Below are 22,086 nucleotides of genomic sequence, written 5' to 3' on the forward strand. Positions count from 1 at the left end.
ATGCGAATCGGCCACGGTTTCGATGTGCACCGTTTCGGCGACGGCGACCACCTGAAGATCGGTGGCGTTGCCGTCCCTCACACCCATGGCTTCGTTGCTCACTCGGATGGCGATGTCCTGTTGCATGCCATCTGCGATGCCCTGCTGGGCGCTTGTGCCCTGGGGGACATCGGCCACCATTTCCCCGATGACGATCCGACCTGGGCCGATGCCGACAGCCGCATGCTGCTGCGCCATGTGGTGGCGTTGATCGCGGAACGTGGCTGGCACCCAGGCAACCTGGATGCCACGGTGATCGCCCAGTTGCCGCGCATGGCACCGCATATCGACGCCATGGCCGCCAATATCGCCGAGGATCTGGGCGTCGAGCGTTCCTCGGTCAACGTCAAGGCGACCACGACCGAGCGTCTCGGGTTTACCGGCCGTGGTGAAGGCGTGGCCGCCGAGGCGGTTGTCCTGCTGATGGAGCGCGCGAATGACTGAGACGCGTCCCGTCTGGCCGCCGCATTGGCCTCGGGTGCTCGATGCCCCTTTCGGTCCGCCCTGCCCCGGCGCCTACCGGGCCCGCCCCGAGGATTTCCAGGTGGAAGAAGTCCTCGGGTTCTCGCCGGAAGGAGAAGGGGAACATCTCTGGTTATGGGTCGAGAAGCGCGGCATGACCAGCGATATGGTGGCACGAGAGCTGGCGCGAGCCTGCGAGGTACCGTCCAGGTCGATCGGTTATGCTGGCCTGAAGGATCGTGTCGCCGTGACCCGCCAGTGGTTCTCGGTACATCTCCCGGGTCGTGAAGCGCCGAACGACCTGACGGCTCGCCTGACGGAGCCTTCCATCGTGTTGCTGGAGACGCATCGGCATCCACGCAAGCTGAAGCGTGGCGTGCATCGTGGCAACCGCTTTCGGCTGCGGCTGACGGGGGAGGCCGCGAACGTGCCAGGACTGGACGAGCGCTGGTCGTGGCTGTGTCGACATGGGGTGCCCAATTACTTCGGTCCTCAGCGATTCGGTCCGGATGGCCGCAACCTGTATCGCGCAGCCTCGCTGCTGGCGCGGAAGTGGCGGAAGCGCGACGATCCCCAGGGGATGCTGCTCTCGGCGGCACGCGGTTATCTATTCAACGTCCAGTTGGCCGCACGTATCGAGCAGGGCACCTGGGACTCGCCGCTCGAGGGGGAGGTTGTGGTCCTGGATGGGTCGAGCAGCCAGTTCGTCACAGAGCGGCTCGATGATGAGCTCCGTGACAGAGCGGCGCGCCTGGATATTCACCCCAGTGGTGTGCTGTGGGGCCGTGGCGACTCGGTGGCCCGGGACGCCGCCCTGGCGTCCGAGCGCGATTCCCTGGCGGCGCACCCGGCGCTTTGCGAGGGGCTGGAGCGTGCCGGCGCCCGCCTGGCGCGGCGCCCCCTGCGTCTGCGTCTGACGTCGCCCGGCCTCGAACGCGATATCGACGGAGCGATCTGGCTGTCGTTCGAACTGCCGCCCGGCGCCTACGCCACCTCGGTACTGCGCGAATTGATCGATCACCCGACCCTGAATTTCCAGCCGTCCCCGACTGGGGACGACGAACGAGGAGCTCCGGATGCGCCGACTGCTGCTGTCCAATGATGATGGTGTCCACGCCCCCGGCCTGCGGGCGCTGCATGATGCGTTGATGCCGCATGCCCGCCTGCGTGTGGTGGCGCCCGACCGCGACAAGAGCGGTGCCAGCAATTCGCTGACCCTGACGCGGCCTCTGGCGCTGTCCGCTCTGGAGAATGGTTTCTACAGTGTCGATGGCACGCCGGCGGATTGCGTCTATCTGGGGGTAAACGGCGTCTGGGAAGAGCGGCCCGATCTGGTGATTTCCGGCATCAACCATGGCGGTAACCTGGGGGATGATGTGCTCTATTCAGGAACTGTCGCGGCGGCCATGGAGGGACGCAACCTGGGGATGACCGCCATCGCCATGTCGCTGGTGGGACGGCACCATTTCGAGACGGCCGGTCGTGTGGCGGCAAGCCTGGTGGGTGCCGCCGACCAGCTGTCGTTGCCGCCGCGCAGTCTGTTGAACGTCAACGTTCCCGACCTGGCCTGGGAAGAGCTGCGAGGCTTCCGGGTGACCCGGATGGGGTACCGGGGACCGGCAGCACGGCCCCTCGAAGTGCGGGATCCGCGTGGCCACAAGCGCTACTGGATTGCCCCGGTAGGCGAAAATGCCGATGATGGTCCGGATACCGATTTCGCCGCCGTGGAAGCTGGCTTCGTGTCCATCACGCCGCTGCATACCGACCTGACTCGGCATGCGGCGCGCGACGACGTGCAGGATTGGCTGAATGCACTCACCTGACCTTCGCCCCGGCCTGCTGCAAGGGATCGGGATGACATCCCAGCGGACCCGGGACCGCATGGTGGAGCGCCTGGCCTATCAGGGCATTCGCGACCGGCGCGTGCTGGACGTGATGACGCGGGCGCCGCGGCACCTGTTCCTCGACGAGGCATTGTCGCATCGTGCCTATGAGGATACGTCCCTGCCCATCGGCCACGGCCAGACCCTGTCACGCCCGTGGATCGTGGCGCGCATGAGCGAGCTGGTCGTCCAGGCCGAACCGGGCCGAGTACTGGAAGTTGGCACCGGCTCCGGCTACCAGACCCTGGTGCTGGCAAGACTGGTCGCGGAACTCTGGTCGGTGGAGAGGATCAATGCATTGCACCAGCGCGCCGGCGACCGATTGCGGTTGCTCGGGGCGGACAATGTCCAGTTGCGACTGGCCGACGGAGGACACGGTTGGCCTGAAGCGGCCCCCTTCGAGGTCATTCTGCTCACGGCCTGTGCCAGCGAGATGCCCATGTCGTTGCTGGCCCAGTTGGCCGATGGTGGTGTCATGATCGCGCCGGTGGCAGACAAAGGGGGTCGCCAGTGGCTCGTGCGGGTGCGCCGCAATGGCGACCAGTTCGAGCGAGAGCGCCTGGAACCGGTACGTTTCGTGCCGTTGCTGGAAGGAGTCATTCGTTGAAGCGTCATCTTGGCCTCTTGCTCAAGGGTGCCGGCATGGGGGCTGCCGATGCGGTACCCGGCGTCTCGGGCGGCACCATCGCCTTCATCACCGGTATCTATGAAGAGTTGATTCACACCATCGAGCGTTTCGGTCCGGGAGCCTTCGTCGTATGGCGACGCCAAGGGCTGGTCGGGCTGGCCGAGTATCTCAACCTGCGTTTTCTGGTTCCCCTGTTGCTCGGTATCGTGATCAGCCTGGTCAGCGTCGCTCACCTGGTCGTGTGGTTGATGGACGCGCAGCCACGGCTGCTCGAGGGCTTCTTTTTCGGCCTGGTGGCCGCCTCGGCTCTGGTCGTCTGGCGCCACCCGGCGGCATGGCGGTGGTGGTATCTGCTGCCGCTGGTCGTCGGGCTGCTGCTGGCACAGTGGTTGCCCGCTCTGATGCCCTGGGTCGCGCAACTGGGTAGTACCAATCTGGTACTGTCGGTGGCCGGGGCCATCGCCATCAGCGCCTTGTTGCTGCCGGGGGTTTCCGGCAGTTTCCTGCTGTTGGCCATGGGGCTCTATGGCACGGTGATGGAAGGCGTGCGGAATTTCGACATGGGATTGATCGCCGTATTCGGCGGCGGCTGCCTGATCGGCCTGTTCGTCTTCTCGCGCCTGTTGTCCTGGTTGCTGCGGCGTTGCCATGACGCCACGCTGCAACTGCTGGTTGGCTTCATCGTGGGATCCTTGCCAATGCTCTGGCCCTGGCGCCAACTGGCGTCGTATCAGTTGGGGCCGGATGGGCAGATGATCCCGCTGGATTATCATTACTTGACCCCGGGCGACTTCGGGGTGGTCACCGGTGATCCCGTCCAGTTGCCGGCCGTGCTGGCATTGATGCTGGTCGGTGCCGGCCTGGTGCTGTGCGTTGATCGCCTCAACCACGGCACCGATACACCACAGACCGGTGGGCGTGATAGCGTAGACAAGGACAAGGAGGATGGTTCCAATGCATAAGGGGCTGCTGATCTCGGGGCTCGCGCTGGCACTGGCCGGTTGTGCCACACCCCGGAGCGAGACGCCGCCGGTACAGGTCGAGGATCTGTCGACCGGCCGGGCGGCATCGACACCTGCCGAGTACACCGTCAAGTCGGGTGACACCCTGTACGGGATCGCCTGGCGACACGATATGGATTATCGAGACCTGGCCGAGATGAATGACATCGGCCCGCCCTATAGCATCCAGCCCGGTCAGCGGCTGGTCCTGGGCGGTGAAGGCGGCTCGGCCGGTCAAGCGTCGACGTCGGACGGTACCAGTGATGCCGAAGGCGCTGTCGCCACTGGTGTGGCGGCTGCCGGTGCGGTGGCCAGCGGTACCGGAGGCGGGTCGAGCGACAGCGACGATGGCTCGCTGGACTGGTTGCTGCCCGAGGACAGTGCGTCTGGCGCCGGTCCGGCAAGCGAGGAAGCATCGGAGAACGGTGTGCCGGGGCCGGTCTATGAGGATGACGAGGAGCCGGCATCCGACGAGGACGACACGACGGCCGACGACGACGCCTCCAGCGATGACGGTGACGATAGCGGCGCCGACGAGGCCACCGACGAGCCAGCGGAGGATGACGCGTCCGAGACCGAGACACAGACCAGCGAGACGGCAGGCGCCGGGGAAGCCGATGCCGATACCTCTGCACAGAATACGCAGAACGACGATGAGCGCCGCTATACGCCGGTGGATGAGGTGCCCTGGCAGTGGCCGACCGATGGCAGTGTGGTGGGAAGTTTCGGCGAAGGCGACAGTATCACCGCCGGCATTGATATCGATGGTCAAAAGGGGCAACCTGTCAAGGCGGCCGGGCCGGGTATCGTGGTGTATGCGGGCAGCGGGGTGCGCGGCTACGGCAAGCTGATCCTGCTCAAGCACAATGACCAGTACCTGAGTGCCTATGCCCATAACGACACCCTGAGCGTGAAGGAGAACGATGTGGTCCGAGCTGGCGAAGTGATCGCCACCATGGGCGACAGCGATGCCCAGGATGTCAGGCTGCACTTCGAGGTTCGCAAGGATGGCCAGCCTCAGGATCCCCTGGAGTATCTGCCCGCACGTTGAATAGCGTGTCCAGCGAGCCTCTCCCGTATGATTACCGGAGCGTCATACAATAATAATCTCGGGCATGGATCGTGATCAGCATGACGAACGATGTCCAGCCGCAACCATGGGGTAGCAATCGATGAGCATGCTTGAACGGGACCTTCAGGATGTGAATCTGGAATCGGCCGCCGAGGCGGATGACGATGCCGTCGAGACCGTCGAGATCGAAGCCGGTGCGGCCGATGACAGTGACGAAGCCTTCGAGAAGGCGCTCAGCCGAGAGGATCGTCATCACCACAGCCTGGATGCCACGCAGATCTACCTCAACGAGATCGGCTTCTCGCCGCTGCTGACGCCCGAGGAAGAGGTCCACTACGGTCGCCTTGCTCGCCAGGGCGATCCGCAGGGACGTTCGCGGATGATCGAGTCCAACCTGCGCCTGGTGGTCAAGATCGCGCGGCGTTATCTCAATCGGGGCCTGACCCTGCTCGACTTGATCGAGGAGGGCAACCTGGGGCTGATCCGCGCCGTCGAGAAGTTCGATCCCGAGCGTGGTTTCCGTTTTTCCACCTATGCCACCTGGTGGATTCGCCAGACCATCGAGCGGGCCTTGATGAACCAGACCCGTACCATTCGCCTGCCCATCCATGTGGTGAAGGAGCTCAATATCTACCTGCGGGCAGCTCGGGAGCTGACCCAGAAGCTCGATCACGAAGCGACTGCCGAGGAAATCGCCGACCACCTCGACAAGCCGGTAGAGAGCGTCAAGAAGATGATGGGGCTCAACGAGCGGGTCTCGTCGGTGGATTATCCGGTGGGTAGCGAAAGCGACAAGCCGTTGATCGAGACGCTGACCGACGACAATGACCTGGGGCCCGAATCCACCCTGGTGGATGGTGACGTCAAGCAGCATGTCGATGACTGGCTGGCCGAGCTGACCGACAAGCAGCGCGAAGTGGTGGTGCGACGCTTCGGGCTGCGTGGCCATGAGGCCTCTACCCTGGAACAGGTGGGCGAGGAGATCGGGCTGACTCGTGAGCGAGTCCGCCAGATTCAGGTCGAGGCCCTGAAAAAGTTGCGTCGCATGCTCGACAAGCAGGGGCTGGATCTGGACGCCATCTTCGAGTAAGCGATCCTTTCGACACACGCGAAAGCCAGGACATTGTCCTGGCTTTCTTGCTTTTAAATATGAAAAATAGTCGATAAATGATTTATTTATAGTCTATTGAACTGCATTTTCTAGATAATTTGGCATCTTATTCGGGTGTAGGCGTGGCATTCTGGTGCCTGCTCAGCGTCCAGACGCTCGCCCCGTATCCCGATCCATTGGAGTGACAGATGGCCCGACCCCTGCGTGCCGACATCGACCTCGATGCCTTATGCCATAACTATCGCCTCGCCCGAGACCTGGCGCCGGACAGCCAGTCGCTGGCGGTCTTGAAGGCCGATGCCTATGGCCACGGCCTGGTGCCGTGCGCCCGCGCGCTGGAAGGGGTGGCGCCCGCCTTCGCCGTGGCGTGTCTCGAGGAAGCGGAAACCCTGCGCGATGCTGGCATCACGGCGCCGATTGTTCTGCTGGAGGGCATCTTCTCGACCGATGAACTGGCAAAAGTGGAAGCGCTGGGGTTGGGGACGGTGGTGCACAGCGATTGGCAGGTCGAGGCATTGCTGGCCCACCGGCCGGCGACACCGGTCCCCACCTGGATCAAGGTCGATTCCGGCATGCATCGCCTGGGCTTTTCCCTCGAGCGGGCAGCATCGGTCTGGGCGCGTCTGAGCGCCGCCCCGACGCGAGTGTGCGATCTGCACCTGATGAGCCACTTCGCCACCGCCGACCATGTCGACCCGGCCTATTTTCAGCACCAGATGCGCGTCATGCGCGATCTGGCCGAGATGCTGGAGGCGCCTGTCTGTCTGGCCAATTCGCCGGCGACCCTGGCCTGGCCGGAGAGCCATGGTGCCTGGAATCGCCCCGGCGTCATGCTCTATGGCAGCGACCCCCTCGAGGCCTCCAACGCGTCGAGCCGTCGTCTGTTGCCGGTGATGACGCTGCGCTCGGAGCTTATCGCCGTGCGTGACCTCGACGAGGGCGAGCCCGTCGGCTATGGCGGGCGCTGGCGGGCACCGCGTCCGTCGCGTATCGGCGTGGTGGCCTGCGGTTACGGTGACGGCTATGATCGCCATGCCATCGATGGCACGCCGATCCTGGTCGCGGGCCGTCGCACGGCGCTTGCCGGCAAGGTTTCCATGGACATGCTCACGGTGGATCTCACCGAGTTGCCGGAGGCCGATATCGGCAGCGAGGTCGTGCTTTGGGGACGCGCCGCCAGCGGCGAGGTACTGACGGTGGATGAGGTGGCTCGCCACTGCGAGACCATCAGTTATACGTTGTTGACCGGGGTGCTGCCGAGGGTGCCCAGACGGTATCATGGCGGCTGAATCCAAGTGCGAGAGCCCCATGTCCGAGCAAGCATCCTCGACCCGCTTTCTTCATCCTCGCTACTGGCCGACCTGGGTCGCCATCGGTGCCATGTATATCAGCGCCTGGCTGCCCTGGCGACTCAAGCTGTGGGTCGGCAAGGGCATCGGGCTCGCTGCCTGGCGTTTTGCCAAGCGGCGTCGTCATATCACCGAGACCAATATCCGGCTGTGTTTTCCCGAGCTCGACGGCGCGCGACAACGCTGTCTGGTACGGGACGTTTTCATTGCCAATGGTATCGGTATCCTGGAAACGGCGACTGGCTGGTGTCGGGATCCCGAGCACTTGCGTCATCGTGTCGTCTTCGATGGGCAAGAGCACATGGCACGGGTGAAAGCCGAGGGCAAGGGCGCGTTGATCATCGGCATTCATTTCTCGACCCTGGACCTCGGCGGTGCCTTGCATTCCCTGTTCTTCCCCGCCGACGTGGTCTATCGGCCCCATGACAACCTGCTGTTCGAGCGCTTCATGACACGGGCGCGCAATCGCATCTTCGGTGTCGCCATCGATCGCCATGACCTGCGCGGTGTCGTACGTCGGCTCAAGGCCGGCCACAATGTCTGGTATTCGCCGGACCAGGACTTCGGGCGCGACGCTAGCGTCTTTGCGCCCTTTTTCGGCGTCGAGGCCGCAACCATCAAGCTTACCGCCAAGATCGCCCGCATGACCGGCGCGCCCGTCATACCGCTGATCTTTCATCGCAATCCCGACGACTGCACCTATCGTCTGGAGTACCTGCCGCCCCTGGAAGACTTTCCCTCCGGCGACGAAGTGGCCGATGCCACTCGCATCAACGCCATCATCGAAGCTGCCATCCGCCGCCACCCCGAGCAATACCTGTGGCTGCATCGGCGTTTCAAGACCCGACCCCAGGGCGAGCCCAAGCTGTACTGAAGCTTCGCTTCAGTACAGCTTGGGAGCTGTAAGCTTTAAGCCGTAAGCCATAAGAAAACCCCACGAACCTGAGGTCAGTGGGGTTATTCTTACAGCTTAAAGCTTACGGCTTATCGCTCCGGCGAAGCCGGTCAGGCGTCGATGCGCTTGTACTTCATCCGGTGCGGGGTATCGTCCCCCACGCGCTTCTTGTGGTCCGCCTCGTATTCCGTGTAGTTGCCTTCGAAGAATTCCACGTGGGAATCTCCCTCGAAGGCGAGGATGTGCGTGGCGATCCGGTCGAGGAACCAGCGATCGTGGGAGATCACCAGGGCGCAGCCGGGGAAGGCCAACAGGGCTTCCTCCAGGGCGCGCAGGGTCTCGATATCCAGATCGTTGGAGGGTTCGTCGAGCAGCAGTACGTTGGCGCCCTGCTTGAGGGTCTGGGCCAGCTGCAGGCGACCGCGTTCGCCGCCGGACAGGTCCGACAGGCGCTTCTGCTGGTCGTTGCCCTTGAAGTTGAATCGGCCCACATAGGCGCGGGACGAGACCTCATAGCCATTGATGTTGAGGATGTCCTGGCCATCGGAGACCGCTTCCCACACCGTCTGCTTGTTGTCCAGGTCATCGCGCAGCTGTTCGACGTAGGCGATGTCCACGGTCTCGCCCTTGACCACGTCGCCGGTGTCGGGCGTCTCCTTGCCTTCGATCAGCTTGAACAGGGTCGACTTGCCCGCACCGTTGCCGCCGACCAGGCCGACGATGGCGCCGGGAGGTACGGTGAAGCTGAGGTCTTCATAGAGCAGCTTGTCGTCGAAGCGCTTGGAGACCCCGTGAAACTCGATGACCTTGTCGCCGAGTCTCGGACCGGGCGGAATATAGATCTCGTTGGTCTCGTTGCGCTGCTGGAATTCGCCGGACTGCAGTTCATCGAAGCGGTTGAGGCGCGCCTTGCTCTTGGCCTGTCGGCCCTTGGCGTTGGAGCGTACCCATTCGAGCTCCTGCTTGATGGCCTTCTGGCGTGAGGCTTCCTGCTTGGCCTCCTGCGCAAGGCGTTTTTCCTTGGCGTCGAGCCACTGGGAGTAGTTGCCTTCGAAGGGAATGCCTTCGCCACGGTCCAGCTCGAGAATCCAGCCGGCCACATTGTCGAGGAAGTAGCGGTCGTGGGTGATGGCCACCACGGTACCGCTGTAGTCGTGCAGGAAGCGCTCCAGCCAGGCCACTGACTCGGCGTCGAGGTGGTTGGTCGGCTCGTCCAGCAGCAGCATGTCGGGGTTGGAGAGCAGCAGGCGGCACAGTGCCACGCGACGCCGCTCGCCACCGGAGAGATTGCCGACCCTGGCGTCCCAGGGCGGCAGGCGCAGGGCCTCGGCGGCCACCTCCAGCTTGCGTTCCAGGTTATGGGCGTCGGCAGCCTCGATGATGTTCTCCAGACGTGCCTGTTCGGTCGCCAGGGCGTCGAAGTCGGCGTCCGGCTCGGCATAGGCGACGTAGACGGCGTCGAGCTTCTCCTGAGCGTCCTTGATGGCACCGAGGGCTTCTTCCACGGTCTCGCGGACGTTCTTCTCGTCGTCGAGTTCGGGCTCCTGAGGCAGGTAGCCGACATTCATGTTCGGCATCGGACGCGCTTCGCCCTCGAACTCGGTATCGACACCGGCCATGATGCGCAGCAGGGTCGACTTGCCTGCGCCGTTGAGGCCGAGCACGCCGATCTTGGCGCCCGGGAAGAAGGACAGGGAAATGTCCTTGAGAATCTGTTTCTTGGGGGGCACGACCTTGCCCACCCGATTCATGGTGTAGACGTATTGCGCCATGGAATCTCACTAGGGTTGGAGGTTCGGGATTGGAGCACTGACTGGCCACGATGATAGTGGCCGGACAGGGGAAAGGCTAGTGTCCTGTATCAGAGGTTGACTGGAGAATTCTGGCGACCCAATGCGCTCGCCACCTCGTCAACGAACCTTCGAAACAGGACACTAGAGAATGGACGGACAAACTATGCCCGCCCATCATTGCTCTTCATCCAGATCCCAGTCGTCTTCGATGTCACGTCGCAGCCGTCGCTCCTCGAGCAGGTCCTCCAGACGCCGCCTGGCGCGCAGCTGCTCGGCACGACCGGTCGGGCGTTCGGGCGTGGCATCGGCATCGATGTCGGTATCCTGGTCGGGGTCGTCGAAGTGCTCGTCGTGAAGAGAGTCGGGGCGCATGCGATCTCCTCCCATGGCCAGTCACTACGTTGCCGTACACGGCGCCAGGCCTTGAGCCGGCGCTCGGCGAGGGCACCTGCCGGCTGTATAAGACGAGATGCCGATCAGTGCAACCCCGGATTGCCGGCTGGCGACCGACTTTTACCACCGAGCTGCGCGAATCATCGGGATTGACCGATCTCGCGCTGGGCCATCGTCCCTCCTTGGCGGTAACATGGAGCGTCAATTCTTGCGGTAGTCGAGGTTCCATGTCACGTATTCGCATTCACTACTGCACCCAGTGCCAGTGGTTGCTGCGCAGTGCCTGGTATGCACAGGAACTGCTTTCCACCTTCGGTGAGGCGCTCGAGGAAGTGGCGTTGGCCCCCTCCCACGGCGGCCATTTCGAGATTTTCTTCGACGACGAGAGTCTCTGGGAACGCAAGCGCGACGGAGGCTTTCCCGACAGCAAGATTCTGAAGCAGAAGGTGCGCGACCGGCTGGATCCGGAACGCGACCTGGGGCACGTCGATCGATAATGCGCCACGAGCTACGAGCTACGAGCTACGAGCTACGAGCTACGAGATACGAGATACGAGATACGAGATACGAGATACGAGCCATCCCGCAGGGCCGTGGGTTCGTGCGGCTTGAGCGTTGACCCATGAGCAGGGAGAGACTATGACACCGGACCGTCGCGCCATTCTCTATGGACTCGGCGCCGTGGGACTGTGGTCCACCGTGGCCACGGCCTTCAAGGTGGCGCTTGGCCATATGTCGCCCTTGACCCTGATGTGGATCGCCTCCTTGGTTTCCTGGGCGGTGATCGGTGTGCTGGTATGGCGCCGTGGGCAGGTTCGAGAGGCCCTTCGCCACGGCTGGCGGACCGCTGCCTGGGCCGGCCTGATGAACCCGGTGGCCTACTATCTGGTGCTGTTCGCCGCCTATGACCGGCTGCCGGGCCAGGAAGCCATGGCGCTCAATTACACCTGGGCGTTGACCATGGCGTTTCTCGCCGTGCCGATACTTGGTCAACGGCTCACGCGCATGGACGTGCTGGCCGGCCTGATCGCGTATTCCGGGGTCTGGGTGATCGCCACCCGGGGGCGTGTGCTCGACGTGGATTTCGCCGATCCTCTGGGAGTCGGCCTGGCGCTGGTCTCGACACTGATCTGGGCGCTGTACTGGTTGCTCAATACCCGCGACCAGCGTTCGCCGCTGGTGGCGCAATGGCAGAATTTCAGCGTCGGCATGCCGGTGCTTACCCTGATCCTGCTGCTGGGCCCGGAGGTGGAGTGGGTCGGCGCCACCGGACTCGCCGCCGGCATCTATGTGGGATTGTTCGAGATGGGCATTGCCTTCGTGTTCTGGCAGCTGGCGATGCGCACGATCTCGCGTACCGCCAGGATCTCCAACCTGATCTTCCTGTCGCCGCCGGTATCGCTGTTGCTGCTGTTCTTCATCGTCGGCGAGCCGATCCTGCCCTCGACGCTGCTGGGCCTGGTATTGATCCTCGGTGGGCTCGGTCTGCAGCAACGGCAGAAGGCGCCAGCCGAATCGGCCGACGTTCAGCCCTGAGGCCTACTCCTGTCGGCGAGCGAGTTTGACGCCCGAGGTTTCCAGCAGCGGCGCGAGTACCGTCCAGACGTTGTCGAGCACCCGGGGCTGGGCGGCGGCGGTGGGGTGAATGCCGTCGTCCTGCATCAGGTCATCGTTCAAGGCCACCTCGTCGAGCAGGAAGGGAACCAGGGGCACCTCGTAGCGCTGCGCAAGGGTCGTGAAGACCCCGGTGAAGGCATCGCGGTAGGCCTGACCATAATTGGGCGGAATATCGATGCCGAGCAGTGCCACCCTGGCTCCGGACGCCTGGCTGGCCTCGATCATCGCCGCCAGGTTGGCGCGCATCTGGGTCGGCGGTAGGCCGCGCAGGCCGTCGTTGCCACCCAGCTCGAGCAGAACGATGTCCGGGTCATGCTGTCCCAGCAGTTCGGGCAGGCGCGTCTTGCCGCCGGCGGTGGTCTCGCCGCTGATACTGGCGTTGACGACCCGGGCCTTGCCCGTCAGACGATCGGCCATCAAGCTGACCCAGCCATCCTGGCGTTCGATGCCGTAGGCAGCGCTCAAGCTATCGCCCATCACCAGGATCAGCGGGCGAGGCGCGGCCAGTGCCGGCCCCGCGACCAGGCACAGTACCAGGATCAGCCATACGCGCCGCAGGAGCTTTCGGCAGGGCGTGTCGACTCGACCCACGGGGGAACGTTGCAGCATGTCCAACTCCTCGAACGAGAATGCCAATGAACCGATTCTACATGCCGAGGACCTGACCAAGCAGGTCGTCAGTGGTGAACGGCATCTGACCATTCTGAAGGAACTGAACCTGTCGGTGCTGTCCGGCGAGAGTCTGGCCATCCTCGGCCAGAGCGGGGCAGGCAAGTCGACCCTGCTGGGCCTGTTGGCCGGGCTGGATGCACCCAGTACCGGCAGGCTGGCGATGTTTGGCCAGGCCCTGGGCGCGCTGGACGAGGACGGGCGAGCAAGGCTGCGAGCCGGTCGAGTCGGTTTCGTGTTCCAGAATTTCCAGCTGTTGCCGACCCTGACGGCGCTGGAAAACGTGCTCATGCCGCTGGAGCTGACAGCGGTGGCGGATGCCGAGGTACGAGCCCGCAACTGGCTGTCCCGGGTCGGCCTCGGAGAGCGGCTCGACCACCTGCCCAAGCAGCTCTCCGGCGGCGAGCAGCAACGCGTCGCCCTGGCCCGGGCCTTTGTCACGGGCGCCGAACTGGTATTCGCCGACGAGCCGACCGGCAACCTCGACCCCACGACCGGCGAACGGATCATCGACACCCTGTTCGAGCTGAATCATGAGGCCGGGACCACCCTGGTGCTGGTGACCCATGACCACGCCCTGGCGCGGCGTTGCGATCGCTGTCTACGCCTGGCGGATGGCCAGCTCGTCGAGATGACTCGCGAAGAGGTCGGCGCATGAGCGAGCCGATGCGATTGCTGCGCCTCTCCTGGCGCGGCCTCAAGCGCGACTTGCGGGCCGGCGATGTGCGGGCATTGTTCGTGGCGCTGGCCCTGGCGGTGGCCGCCTCGACGATGATCGGCTTCTTTCTGGATCGTCTGGACCGTGGACTGACCCGGCAGGCAGGACAGCTGCTGGGTGGCGACGTGGTCCTGGAACAGTCCCGCCCCTTCGAGGCCGAAGTGCGAGAAACGCTGGAGACAGCAGGGCTGGCGCTGTCCGACCAGGTCGACATGGTGTCCATGGTCAGCCGGGGAGATGTCTTCCAGTCGGTCAGTCTCAAGGCGGTGGATGATGTCTATCCGCATTATGGGGTCTCGCGTATTTCGCGGGGAGGCGATGTCGAGGAGGTCGCCGAAGGCCCGCCTCGTGGCGAGGTGTGGGTCGCGCCTAGACTGGCCATGCTGCTGAATGTCGAGACGGGCGACAGCCTGCGTGTGGGCGGAGGAGAGTTCCGGGTCGGTGCGGTGATCGAGCGCGAAGCCGACCCCTCGGCGGGGTTCGGTAGCTTCAATCCGCGCCTGATGATGCATGTCGATGACCTGCCGGCCACGGGGCTGGTACAGGAAGGGTCGCGCATCGAGTATGAACTGCTGGCCGCGGGCTCGGCCCAGACGGTGGAGGAGGTGGCACCGCTGCTTGCCCGCTTGCGCACCGAGGGGGTCGAGGTCCAGGACGTCCGTGAGGATCGCCCTCGACTGGGTAGTGCCCTGGAACGCGCCGACCGTTACCTGAGTCTGGCGGGGCTGGCGGCGGTACTGCTGGCCGGTGTGGCCGTGGCGATGGCCACGCGCCGCTATGTCGAGCGGCACCTGGACACGGCGGCCCTGCTGCGTTGCTTCGGCGCCAGCCAGCGCGAGCTGGTCTGGATCTTCGCCTTGCAGCTCTTGTGGTTGGCGCTGGCGGCCTCGCTGGTCGGCGCCGTCCTGGGGTTGGCCGGTCAGGCGGCGCTGTTGGCCCTGCTGGGGGCGGTCATGCCGATCGAGTTGCCGCCGCCGGGTATCCTGCCGCTGGGTATGGGAATCTTCACGGCCCTGGCGGTGTTGACGGGCTTTGCCGGACCGACTCTGCTTCGGCTGCGTCGCGTCAGTGCCCTGAAGGTGTTGCGCCGAGAGCTCGATCCACTCCCGGCCTCGGCCTGGTGGGTGGTGGCCGTCGCCGCCAGCGTGTTCGGCGGTCTGCTGTGGCTGTATTCCGGCGATATCGTATTGGCCCTGGGGTTGTTGCTCGGCGGCCTGCTGGCCTTGCTGGCGCTCTGGGGGGTGGGGAATGCCTTGCTCGCTCTGCTGGCCAGACTCTGTGCGCGCCTGCCACGCGAGGCGAAGACTCACGACAGCCTGTGGCGGGCCCTGAGGCTGGGAGGCCAGCAGTTGTCCCGGCGTCGAGCTGCCAGTCTTGGCCAGCTGCTGGCCTTCGCGACGGCGCTGTTCGCCATGGGCATGATTGCCCTGGTGCGTGGCGACCTGCTCGATACCTGGCGTGCTCAGTTGCCCGAGGACACCCCGAATCATTTCGCCATCAACATTCAACCGGCCGAGCGCGATGCCTTCGAGGCGGCGCTGGCCGGGGCCGCCGAGGCGCGTAGCGCGCTGTACCCCATGGTGCGCGGCCGTATCACTGCCATCGAGGGTCAGCCGCCACGGGAGGTGGTCCCGGAGGAATCGCAAGGCGACAATGCCCTGCGTCGCGAACTCAATCTGACCTGGAGTGCCGAACTGCCGACCGGTAACCGATTGGTGGCCGGCGAATGGTTCGAGCCATCGGCGTCCACGGCGGAAGGCTGGATGGGGGCCGTCGCTGCCGACCCGGTCGCGCCGATCTCGATGGAGCGCGAGCTCGCCGAACGCCTCGGGCTCGCGCTCGGCGATACCCTGACCTTTGCGGTCGGCAGCGAGACGCTGCAGGGGCGAGTCGCGAGCTTGAGGGACCTGGACTGGGACAGCTTCCGGCCCAATTTCTACGTCATCTTCCCCCCCGGGGTGCTGGAACCGTTCGGCCACAGCTACATTACCGCCTTTCATCTCGACGATGGCCAGCAGGAGCTGCTGCGAGGATTGATTCGAGACTTCCCGGCCGTGACGCTGCTCGACGTCGAGTCGATTCTTTCACGGGTTCGCGAGGTGCTGGATCAGGTGACCCAGGCCGTGGAGCTGGTGCTGGTCTTCGTGCTGCTGGCCGGTGTCAGCGTGCTCTATGCCGCCCTGGTCGCGAGCATGCCCGTGCGGGCGCATGAAGCGGGCCTGCTGCGAGTGTTCGGTGCCGGAGACCGGTTGCTGTCGCGCATTCAGGGAGCCGAGTTCGCTCTGCTGGGACTGGCCAGCGGTCTGCTGGCTGCCTCGCTGGCCGAACTGGCTGCCGTCGGCATCTATACGACCTGGTTGGACCTGTCGCCCCGCTGGCATCCTGCCTTGTGGGTTGGGCTGCCCCTGGTCGGCATACTGCTGGTCGGGGGACTCGGCCAGTGGCTGTCGCGAGGACTCCGGCGTCGGGCGCCGGCGGCGAGCCTCGGTCTGCTCGGGGAGGCCTGAGCCCGGCAGTGCCGGGAGCCTTACGCCGTGAGCCATGAGAAAAAACTGGGCTAGACTGGCAGGACGCACTCTACTCAGATTACATAGGAGGTAATCCCATCATGCATCTTGTTCGTGTCGCCTTGTCCCGCCTGGCGCTGTCCGCAGCACTTTCCGTCCCGCTCGTCGGGCCCGCCCTGGCAGATACCGAGCGGCTGGAGGCAGACCTGCGGGCGCTGTTCGCCGACCAGCCTGGAGAGCTGACCATCGGAGATGTCTCCGAGAGCATGATGGGCGGCGAGACCCGGGCGGAAGACCTGGTATACATCGGCGAGCGAGGCGAGCGGGTGCAGGTCGACCGCTATACCATCGAGGGCGACTACGACAACCCCGACCAGGTAGTTCTGGAAGGGCTGAACGTCACCGAGGAAACGGACGGTCAGGAGGGCACCATCACCGCGCGTCGCCTGGTGGTCATTGAACCTTCCCGGTCGGTGCTGTCGCCCCGGGGGCTGTTGGCCGATGGCCTCGAAGCCGCCGAATTGACCGTCGACGACCTGACGGTCGAGAGTCGCGGGCGCACCGTGCTCGACGCGACAGGGGACACACCGCACAGCGTGACGAACCCCCGCATGACGGTCGAACGGCTGCATGCCCTGGATCTCGCCCCGGACACCATCGGGCGCCTGGAGGCGACCGGTATCGCCGGCAGCGGCGAGGCCTTCGGCGAGATCGGCGATGGCAAGTTCACGCTGGGCAGCTTGAATATCGAGGGCCTGCATGACCTGGATCATCACACCGACACGCGGGCCGATCGCGTGGAGTTGAAAGCGCTGGATATCGAGGCCCAGCGTCTGGCGGCGACCCTCGAACGGCTGCTGCTCGACAGTGACATGGCGGATGGTAGCGGCGGTCTTCAGCTGGAGTCGCTCGATCTCGACCTGGCGCGGATGATCGAGCTGGCGCCGGCAGAGGAACGGACTCGGCTGCGCATGATGAGCAATGTGCTGACTGGCGGCAGCGGTCGCCTGGCACTCGATGCCGCCTTCGACGGACAATGGGAGTCGCTGGGCGACACCAGAGCAATGTTGACCGGCGAGAGCCGTGTGACGGCCGACGATGCTTTCCGCTGGACCTTCGACAGCGAGACCCCGGCCCGTCTACCGAAAGGTGCCGACCCGGCGACATACTTTGCCGGAGTGGATGGCCTCGAGGGCGTCACCCTGCTGGGCGGGGAGGTCGAGACGACGCTGACCGACCTCGGCCTGTTCGGTCGTCTGCCGGCAGTGATCGCGACCCGCCAGGGCGTGAGCGAGGGCGAGTTCCTGGCCCAGGCGCGTACTCAGGCTAAAGGGCTCGGCAGCATGTTCGGTCCTGAATTCGCCACCCTGTTCGGCGGGCTGGTCGACATGATGGAAGGCAAGGCCAGTGAGTTGGTCGTACATCTCACCCTGCCGGAGGACGGCGAGCACGAACTGGACGCGCTGGCCGATGACCCGCTGGTGCTGCCGAGCAAGCTGTCGATGAAGGTACACACGCGTTGATCGCGATGAAGGATCCTTCAGAATTTCTCAAGTCCACATGAGAAATGATGCGGTCACCCATGACGGCCTTTCATGTGAAAGCCGTCATGGGCTGGGGTATGATGAGCGCCTCCGATTTTTCCGTGATGCGAGGTCTTGCGCCGATGTTCAGCCGTGATATGCAGATTGCCGGTTTCGATGATGCCCTGTTCGATGCGATGCAGAAGGAGAGCGCACGGCAGGAGGCCCACATCGAGCTGATCGCCTCCGAAAACTACGCCAGCCCCCGGGTGCTCGAAGCCCAGGGCAGCCAGCTGACCAACAAGTATGCGGAAGGTTATCCCGGCAAGCGTTACTACGGCGGTTGCGAATACGTCGATGTCGTCGAACAGCTGGCCATCGACTACGCCAAGGAACTGTTCGGTGCCAGCTACGCCAACGTCCAGCCTCACTCCGGCTCCCAGGCCAACGGTGCCGTCTTCCAGGCACTGGTCAAGCCGGGTGACACGGTGCTGGGCATGAGCCTGGACGCCGGTGGCCACCTGACCCATGGTGCCCGCCCGAACTTCTCCGGCAAGCACTACAACGCCGTGCAGTATGGCATCGACGAGAGCGGCCGCATCGATTACGACGAAGTCGCCAATCTGGCGCGCGAACACCAGCCGAAGATGATCATCGCCGGTTTCTCCGCCTACTCGCAGATCATCGACTGGGCTCGCTTCCGTGAAATCGCCGACGACGTCGGTGCCTACCTGCTGGTCGATATGGCACATATCGCCGGCCTGGTGGCCGCCGGTGTCTACCCGAGCCCGATGGCCCACGCCCACGTGGTGACCACCACCACCCACAAGACCTTGCGCGGTCCGCGTGGCGGCCTGATCCTCTCCAGCGAGAACGATGCCGAGATCGAGAAGAAGCTGCAGTCGGCCGTGTTCCCCGGTGGCCAGGGTGGTCCCCTGGAGCATGTCATCGCCGCCAAGGCGATCTGCTTCAAGGAAGCCATGGATCCCGAGTTCAAGGCCTATCAGCAGCAGGTGGTGAAGAATGCCCAGGCGATGGCCGGCGTGTTCATCGAGCGGGGGTTCGATATCGTCTCCGGTGGCACCGAGGACCACCTCTTCCTGCTGTCGCTGGTCAAGCAGGGCCTGACCGGTAAGGACGCGGACGCCGCCCTGGGCCGTGCCCATATCACCGTCAACAAGAATGCCGTACCGAATGACCCGCAGAGCCCCTTCGTGACCTCGGGGCTGCGCATCGGCACACCGGCGGTGACCACCCGTGGCTTCGGCGAAGCCGAGTGTCGGGAGCTGGCCGGCTGGATCAGCGATATCCTCGACGTCATGGTCAAGGGCGACGACACCGCCGCCATCGAGGCCGAGGTGAAGGCCAAGGTCGAGCAGGTCTGCACCCGGTTGCCCGTGTATCGGTAATAGCCATCACGATCGCGGACCCTTCTCCGAAAGTATCGGGGCCCTGCTGTGCTGGGCCCCGATGCTTTTGGGTCCTTGCCTTGCAAGGACGGCGGTGTGCTATCCACTCAGAATAGTCCTATGAGGTTTAGAGTGGTATCCTGAAGGGTTTGTACCTTTTGGGCTCGTGAATATTAGGCTGTAAAAATTGATTCGAATTTAATGCTAATGAAGCGCATGGTTATCCATGAAGGCAGTATAAGCCAGCCAACTCTCACCTGCTGGACGTTTTCCTGGTTAAGCAGAGAGTGATTGGTTGGCAGTGGCTTTCCATGAGTATGAAGGTTTACGGGGTTAGAGTCTTGAATTCAAAGTTGAATATTCGGGTATGAAAGAGAGTTCATCAGCCGGCGAAGCATCGATGACCGACTCTCTCCCTCCTTTGGAGAATGTGGTCGGCTGGGGCATGGAAGCGATGCAAAAGCGCCAGTGGCGCGTTGCTATCGAAAGGTGGAATGTTTTGCGCCGCCTTTATCCGAATGATGTCGCTGTATGGATACAGTTGAGTATCGCACATCGCCAGTTAGAGGGATATGAAGAAAGCGAAAGGTTTCTTCGTGAAGCCTGGGAACGCTTTCCGCTCAACGCTAGTGTACTTGCCCAGTGGAGTGATCTGGACGTCGATCGCGGTGAGTTTGCCTCAGCGCTAGAACGATTGAGGATGTTGCGAGACAACTTTCCCAAGAATATTGTTGGATGGGCCAGGGCCGCGGATGTACTGGAACGACTTGGACGACATGACGAAGCGGTAACCATGAACCGTCATGCCCGGGAATATTGTCCTGATCATCCTTGGCCATGGGTACAATATGCTGAGATGGCCATGAAAGCGTGCGACTGGTCGGCGGCCTTGGAACGTTGGGCGGATGTGCGTTCTCGCTTTCCCGATCATGCCAAGGGGTATGTTCGTGCAGCGGAGGCAGCCGAGGCAGCCGAGGCAATGGGGCAAGTGCGATACGCGCGACAGTTAAAGCTTGCTCAGGAATACGGCAATGATTGGCTCGAGAAGGAATCCAATCAAGAGGGTAGTGTAAGCGAAGTAATTAATCCACCTAGCCGCAGAACTGTGAGGATGTTCTGGGATCTTGTCTGGACGAAAGCACGGTTGAACCTGAAAAGCGAGGCCAGTCAGAATCATTTGCGCTACCTATGGTGGATTCTTGACCCCTTGCTCTATATGACGGTCTTCTACGTCGTCTTCGGCCTATTGATGGAGCGTGGAGGGCCTGGGTTCATCGCTTACTTGCTGACAGGGTTGGTACCCTTTCAATGGTTTGCAAAGACGGTTCAGCATACATCCAACTCCATAGTCGGTGGCAAGGGCTTGATGCATAAAGTCCGCATCTCGCCGCTTTTCTTTCCGCTGGTGGGCATTGTGCAGAATACTGGAAAACAGCTGCTTGTCTTCGCCATGCTAGCGATCTTTCTGATACTGTATGGGCTGCCTCCTACCATTCATTGGTTGGCTTTTATTCCCGTTGTTTTAGTGCAGTTGTTGTTGATGGCAGTAGTGAGCTGTTTGCTGGCTATGATAGTACCTTTCGTACGTGATCTGACCAACCTAATACCAACAGGCATCCAGTTTCTTCTGTTTACCAGTGGTATCTTCTATAATATTGAGCGCATTCCAGAAGAGTGGCGGTCACTATTCTTTCTCAATCCCATGGCTAATATTCTCTATCAGTATAGGTTGGTATTAGTGGAAAACCAGTGGCCGGACTGGAGTGGCCTTGGCTGGGTGGCCCTTGGGTGCGGACTAGGACTGGTAGTTGTGGTCTTTCTGTATCGACGTTTCGAGCCTATTTTTCCGAGGGTTGTTATTGAATGAATGAAGTCGTATCAGAAACTGGGAGAGAGGTCATCATCTCGCTTCGAGATGTGGGCGTGCGCTATAAACGACGGGGCGGGCTGTTTCAAAAACCGGAATATTTCCAGGCTCTGGAAGGGTTGAGTTTCGATATTCACCGGGGAGAAACGTTAGGGGTGCTGGGGCGAAATGGCGCCGGAAAATCAACCCTGCTTCGAGTCATTGCTGGTATCATTCAACCTGATAGTGGTGAAGTCATCAACCATGGTGTCACCATCTCCTTGCTGGCTTTGCAGGCAGGGTTCGATGCTGAGTTGCCTGGTACCGACAATGCTATTCTCAGTGGTATGCTGATGGGATATACCCGAAGGCAAGTGGAAAAAAGGCTGAATGATATTGCCGAGTTTTCGGAGCTCGGTAGTTTTATGAATGAGCCGGTCAAGACGTATTCGTCGGGGATGCGGGCGCGCTTAGGTTTTTCGGTGGCTATGTATATGACGCCTGATGTACTTCTGCTTGATGAAGTGCTGAGTGTCGGCGATAAACACTTCAAGAAAAAGGCCGAGGCCGAGATGATGAAGAAGCTTCACTCAGAACAGACTGTTGTATTGGTTTCGCACTCCGATGCTCAGGTTAATAGGTTGTGCGAAAGAGTTTTGAATATTTGAGTGGTCGCTCGTTAAAAAGAGGGGGAGTTTGGCATTCTATGGTTTCATTAGCTTGGGGTTTGGGGGGAAGCGTAAGCACCCTTCCTATAGTGAAGAGTGAAAGAGCGAGGGGAAGGTGTCTGCCCCAGGATTGCCGATAACGGATCCATGTCCACTATGAATTTCATAGTTTTTGTGAAATGAGGGATGGGTCTGCAGTAAATTAGAAGGTTTAAGGCGTCTTTGACTGAGGTAGAAATTGTTAGTGGATTTTCTCCTTAATATTTTATAAAAAGTTCTTGGTCGATGACGTTCTGTCGATATTGTTATTAGTCCAGACACCACCGTGGGTGCTTTGCTTAGGTCAAGAATATTAGGCTGAATGGTACCTCGAAGCGGATAGTACTGAGTGTTGCCTAGCTAAGGTCGATGGACGGCGCCTCATTGTGTAATGACCCCCTGGTTTCTGCACACCCTACGCAGCTAATGCGGGGTGTGCTCGGGGTGCCATATAGTCCAGAGAC

At 62.4% G+C, this 22,086-nt stretch carries 19 protein-coding genes and 1 pseudogene; 17 read left to right on the forward strand and 3 right to left on the reverse strand.

Translation table 11 applies throughout. The features are described 5' to 3' along the window. From ispF to lpxL, 9 genes are all read left to right on the forward strand, one after another. Complete coding sequence (gene ispF, locus RSO41_RS07895) at positions 1 to 483, forward strand: 2-C-methyl-D-erythritol 2,4-cyclodiphosphate synthase (RefSeq protein WP_315618582.1); 483 nt, start codon at positions 1 to 3, stop codon at positions 481 to 483. Next, a complete protein-coding gene (truD, locus tag RSO41_RS07900; RefSeq protein WP_315618557.1) occupies positions 476 to 1,603 on the forward strand; it encodes a tRNA pseudouridine(13) synthase TruD in 1,128 nt (375 codons plus the stop codon). The genes ispF and truD overlap by 8 nt, the downstream gene beginning before the upstream one ends. Next, positions 1,578 to 2,324 (forward strand): 5'/3'-nucleotidase SurE, encoded by a 747-nt coding sequence (gene surE / locus RSO41_RS07905; protein ID WP_315618558.1) that lies wholly within the window; start codon positions 1,578 to 1,580, stop codon positions 2,322 to 2,324. Before truD ends, surE begins: the two co-directional genes overlap by 26 nt. Further along, positions 2,311 to 2,991, forward strand: a complete 681-nt coding sequence (locus RSO41_RS07910) for a protein-L-isoaspartate(D-aspartate) O-methyltransferase (protein ID WP_315618559.1) — start codon at positions 2,311 to 2,313, stop codon at positions 2,989 to 2,991. Before surE ends, RSO41_RS07910 begins: the two co-directional genes overlap by 14 nt. Beyond that, on the forward strand, positions 2,988 to 3,974 hold the full coding sequence (locus RSO41_RS07915) for a DUF368 domain-containing protein (protein WP_315618560.1): 987 nt from the start codon (positions 2,988 to 2,990) through the stop codon (positions 3,972 to 3,974). The genes RSO41_RS07910 and RSO41_RS07915 overlap by 4 nt, the downstream gene beginning before the upstream one ends. Beyond that, positions 3,958 to 5,064, forward strand: coding sequence for a peptidoglycan DD-metalloendopeptidase family protein (locus RSO41_RS07920; protein ID WP_315618562.1), 1,107 nt, complete (start codon positions 3,958 to 3,960; stop codon positions 5,062 to 5,064). The genes RSO41_RS07915 and RSO41_RS07920 overlap by 17 nt, the downstream gene beginning before the upstream one ends. A 121-nt stretch (positions 5,065 to 5,185) precedes the next feature. Further along, complete coding sequence (gene rpoS, locus RSO41_RS07925; protein WP_275286395.1) at positions 5,186 to 6,175, forward strand: RNA polymerase sigma factor RpoS; 990 nt, start codon at positions 5,186 to 5,188, stop codon at positions 6,173 to 6,175. Positions 6,176 to 6,384: 209 nt separating this feature from the next. Beyond that, the gene (gene alr, locus RSO41_RS07930) at positions 6,385 to 7,485 is read left to right on the forward strand and encodes an alanine racemase (RefSeq protein WP_315618564.1); all 1,101 of its coding nucleotides are present in this window, start codon (positions 6,385 to 6,387) and stop codon (positions 7,483 to 7,485) included. A gap of 19 nt (positions 7,486 to 7,504) precedes the next feature. Further along, positions 7,505 to 8,419, forward strand: a complete 915-nt coding sequence (lpxL, locus tag RSO41_RS07935; RefSeq protein ID WP_315618565.1) for an LpxL/LpxP family Kdo(2)-lipid IV(A) lauroyl/palmitoleoyl acyltransferase — start codon at positions 7,505 to 7,507, stop codon at positions 8,417 to 8,419. A gap of 131 nt (positions 8,420 to 8,550) precedes the next feature. On the opposite strand, the gene ettA is transcribed toward lpxL, so the two are convergent. Then, the gene (ettA, locus tag RSO41_RS07940) at positions 8,551 to 10,212 is read right to left on the reverse strand and encodes an energy-dependent translational throttle protein EttA (RefSeq protein ID WP_315618566.1); all 1,662 of its coding nucleotides are present in this window, start codon (positions 10,210 to 10,212) and stop codon (positions 8,551 to 8,553) included. 195 nt (positions 10,213 to 10,407) lie between these two features. Beyond that, positions 10,408 to 10,605 (reverse strand): PA3496 family putative envelope integrity protein, encoded by a 198-nt coding sequence (locus tag RSO41_RS07945; RefSeq protein WP_315618567.1) that lies wholly within the window; start codon positions 10,603 to 10,605, stop codon positions 10,408 to 10,410. 248 nt (positions 10,606 to 10,853) lie between these two features. Between RSO41_RS07945 and RSO41_RS07950 the strand changes: the two genes are divergently transcribed. Next, positions 10,854 to 11,123 carry a SelT/SelW/SelH family protein gene (locus RSO41_RS07950; protein ID WP_275286400.1) on the forward strand — a complete coding sequence of 90 codons (270 nt, stop codon included), beginning with the start codon at positions 10,854 to 10,856 and terminating at the stop codon, positions 11,121 to 11,123. A gap of 142 nt (positions 11,124 to 11,265) precedes the next feature. Beyond that, positions 11,266 to 12,162, forward strand: coding sequence for a DMT family transporter (locus RSO41_RS07955; protein WP_315618568.1), 897 nt, complete (start codon positions 11,266 to 11,268; stop codon positions 12,160 to 12,162). A gap of 3 nt (positions 12,163 to 12,165) precedes the next feature. Here RSO41_RS07955 and RSO41_RS07960 read toward each other — a convergent pair whose 3' ends face one another. After that, on the reverse strand, positions 12,166 to 12,852 hold the full coding sequence (locus RSO41_RS07960) for an arylesterase (protein ID WP_315618569.1): 687 nt from the start codon (positions 12,850 to 12,852) through the stop codon (positions 12,166 to 12,168). On the opposite strand from RSO41_RS07960, the gene RSO41_RS07965 reads away from it, so the two are divergent. The 6 genes and pseudogenes from RSO41_RS07965 to RSO41_RS07990 all read left to right on the forward strand — a co-directional run. Next, positions 12,851 to 13,570, forward strand: a complete 720-nt coding sequence (locus RSO41_RS07965) for an ABC transporter ATP-binding protein (protein ID WP_315618570.1) — start codon at positions 12,851 to 12,853, stop codon at positions 13,568 to 13,570. The two genes, RSO41_RS07960 and RSO41_RS07965, sit on opposite strands and share 2 nt — an antisense overlap. Then, positions 13,567 to 16,137, forward strand: coding sequence for an ABC transporter permease (locus RSO41_RS07970; protein ID WP_315618571.1), 2,571 nt, complete (start codon positions 13,567 to 13,569; stop codon positions 16,135 to 16,137). The genes RSO41_RS07965 and RSO41_RS07970 overlap by 4 nt, the downstream gene beginning before the upstream one ends. A gap of 101 nt (positions 16,138 to 16,238) precedes the next feature. After that, complete coding sequence (locus RSO41_RS07975) at positions 16,239 to 17,660, forward strand: hypothetical protein (RefSeq protein WP_315618572.1); 1,422 nt, start codon at positions 16,239 to 16,241, stop codon at positions 17,658 to 17,660. 143 nt (positions 17,661 to 17,803) lie between these two features. Then, the gene (gene glyA, locus RSO41_RS07980; protein ID WP_315618573.1) at positions 17,804 to 19,069 is read left to right on the forward strand and encodes a serine hydroxymethyltransferase; all 1,266 of its coding nucleotides are present in this window, start codon (positions 17,804 to 17,806) and stop codon (positions 19,067 to 19,069) included. Between the two features lie 400 nt (positions 19,070 to 19,469). After that, positions 19,470 to 20,936 (forward strand): ABC transporter permease, encoded by a 1,467-nt coding sequence (locus RSO41_RS07985; protein ID WP_315618575.1) that lies wholly within the window; start codon positions 19,470 to 19,472, stop codon positions 20,934 to 20,936. 122 nt (positions 20,937 to 21,058) lie between these two features. Further along, positions 21,059 to 21,583: pseudogene (locus RSO41_RS07990) on the forward strand (ABC transporter ATP-binding protein); the annotation flags it as partial. Positions 21,584 to 22,086: the final 503 nt, after the last annotated feature.

This window comes from Halomonas sp. I1 (assembly GCF_032334135.1).
GTDB lineage: Bacteria > Pseudomonadota > Gammaproteobacteria > Pseudomonadales > Halomonadaceae > Halomonas.

Excerpts from the sequence above, each read along its gene's own strand:
- ispF (WP_315618582.1), top strand. The coding sequence starts at position 1 with ATGCGAATCGGCCACGGTTTCGATGTGCACCGTTTCGGCGACGGCGAC.
- truD (WP_315618557.1), top strand. The coding sequence starts at position 476 with ATGACTGAGACGCGTCCCGTCTGGCCGCCGCATTGGCCTCGGGTGCTC.
- surE (WP_315618558.1), top strand. The coding sequence starts at position 1,578 with ATGCGCCGACTGCTGCTGTCCAATGATGATGGTGTCCACGCCCCCGGC.
- RSO41_RS07910 (WP_315618559.1), top strand. The coding sequence starts at position 2,311 with ATGCACTCACCTGACCTTCGCCCCGGCCTGCTGCAAGGGATCGGGATG.
- RSO41_RS07920 (WP_315618562.1), top strand. The coding sequence starts at position 3,958 with ATGGTTCCAATGCATAAGGGGCTGCTGATCTCGGGGCTCGCGCTGGCA.
- rpoS (WP_275286395.1), top strand. The coding sequence starts at position 5,186 with ATGAGCATGCTTGAACGGGACCTTCAGGATGTGAATCTGGAATCGGCC.
- alr (WP_315618564.1), top strand. The coding sequence starts at position 6,385 with ATGGCCCGACCCCTGCGTGCCGACATCGACCTCGATGCCTTATGCCAT.
- lpxL (WP_315618565.1), top strand. The coding sequence starts at position 7,505 with ATGTCCGAGCAAGCATCCTCGACCCGCTTTCTTCATCCTCGCTACTGG.
- ettA (WP_315618566.1), bottom strand. The coding sequence starts at position 10,212 with ATGGCGCAATACGTCTACACCATGAATCGGGTGGGCAAGGTCGTGCCC.
- RSO41_RS07945 (WP_315618567.1), bottom strand. The coding sequence starts at position 10,605 with ATGCGCCCCGACTCTCTTCACGACGAGCACTTCGACGACCCCGACCAG.
- RSO41_RS07950 (WP_275286400.1), top strand. The coding sequence starts at position 10,854 with ATGTCACGTATTCGCATTCACTACTGCACCCAGTGCCAGTGGTTGCTG.
- RSO41_RS07955 (WP_315618568.1), top strand. The coding sequence starts at position 11,266 with ATGACACCGGACCGTCGCGCCATTCTCTATGGACTCGGCGCCGTGGGA.
- RSO41_RS07965 (WP_315618570.1), top strand. The coding sequence starts at position 12,851 with ATGTCCAACTCCTCGAACGAGAATGCCAATGAACCGATTCTACATGCC.
- RSO41_RS07960 (WP_315618569.1), bottom strand. The coding sequence starts at position 12,852 with ATGCTGCAACGTTCCCCCGTGGGTCGAGTCGACACGCCCTGCCGAAAG.
- RSO41_RS07970 (WP_315618571.1), top strand. The coding sequence starts at position 13,567 with ATGAGCGAGCCGATGCGATTGCTGCGCCTCTCCTGGCGCGGCCTCAAG.
- RSO41_RS07975 (WP_315618572.1), top strand. The coding sequence starts at position 16,239 with ATGCATCTTGTTCGTGTCGCCTTGTCCCGCCTGGCGCTGTCCGCAGCA.
- glyA (WP_315618573.1), top strand. The coding sequence starts at position 17,804 with ATGTTCAGCCGTGATATGCAGATTGCCGGTTTCGATGATGCCCTGTTC.
- RSO41_RS07985 (WP_315618575.1), top strand. The coding sequence starts at position 19,470 with ATGACCGACTCTCTCCCTCCTTTGGAGAATGTGGTCGGCTGGGGCATG.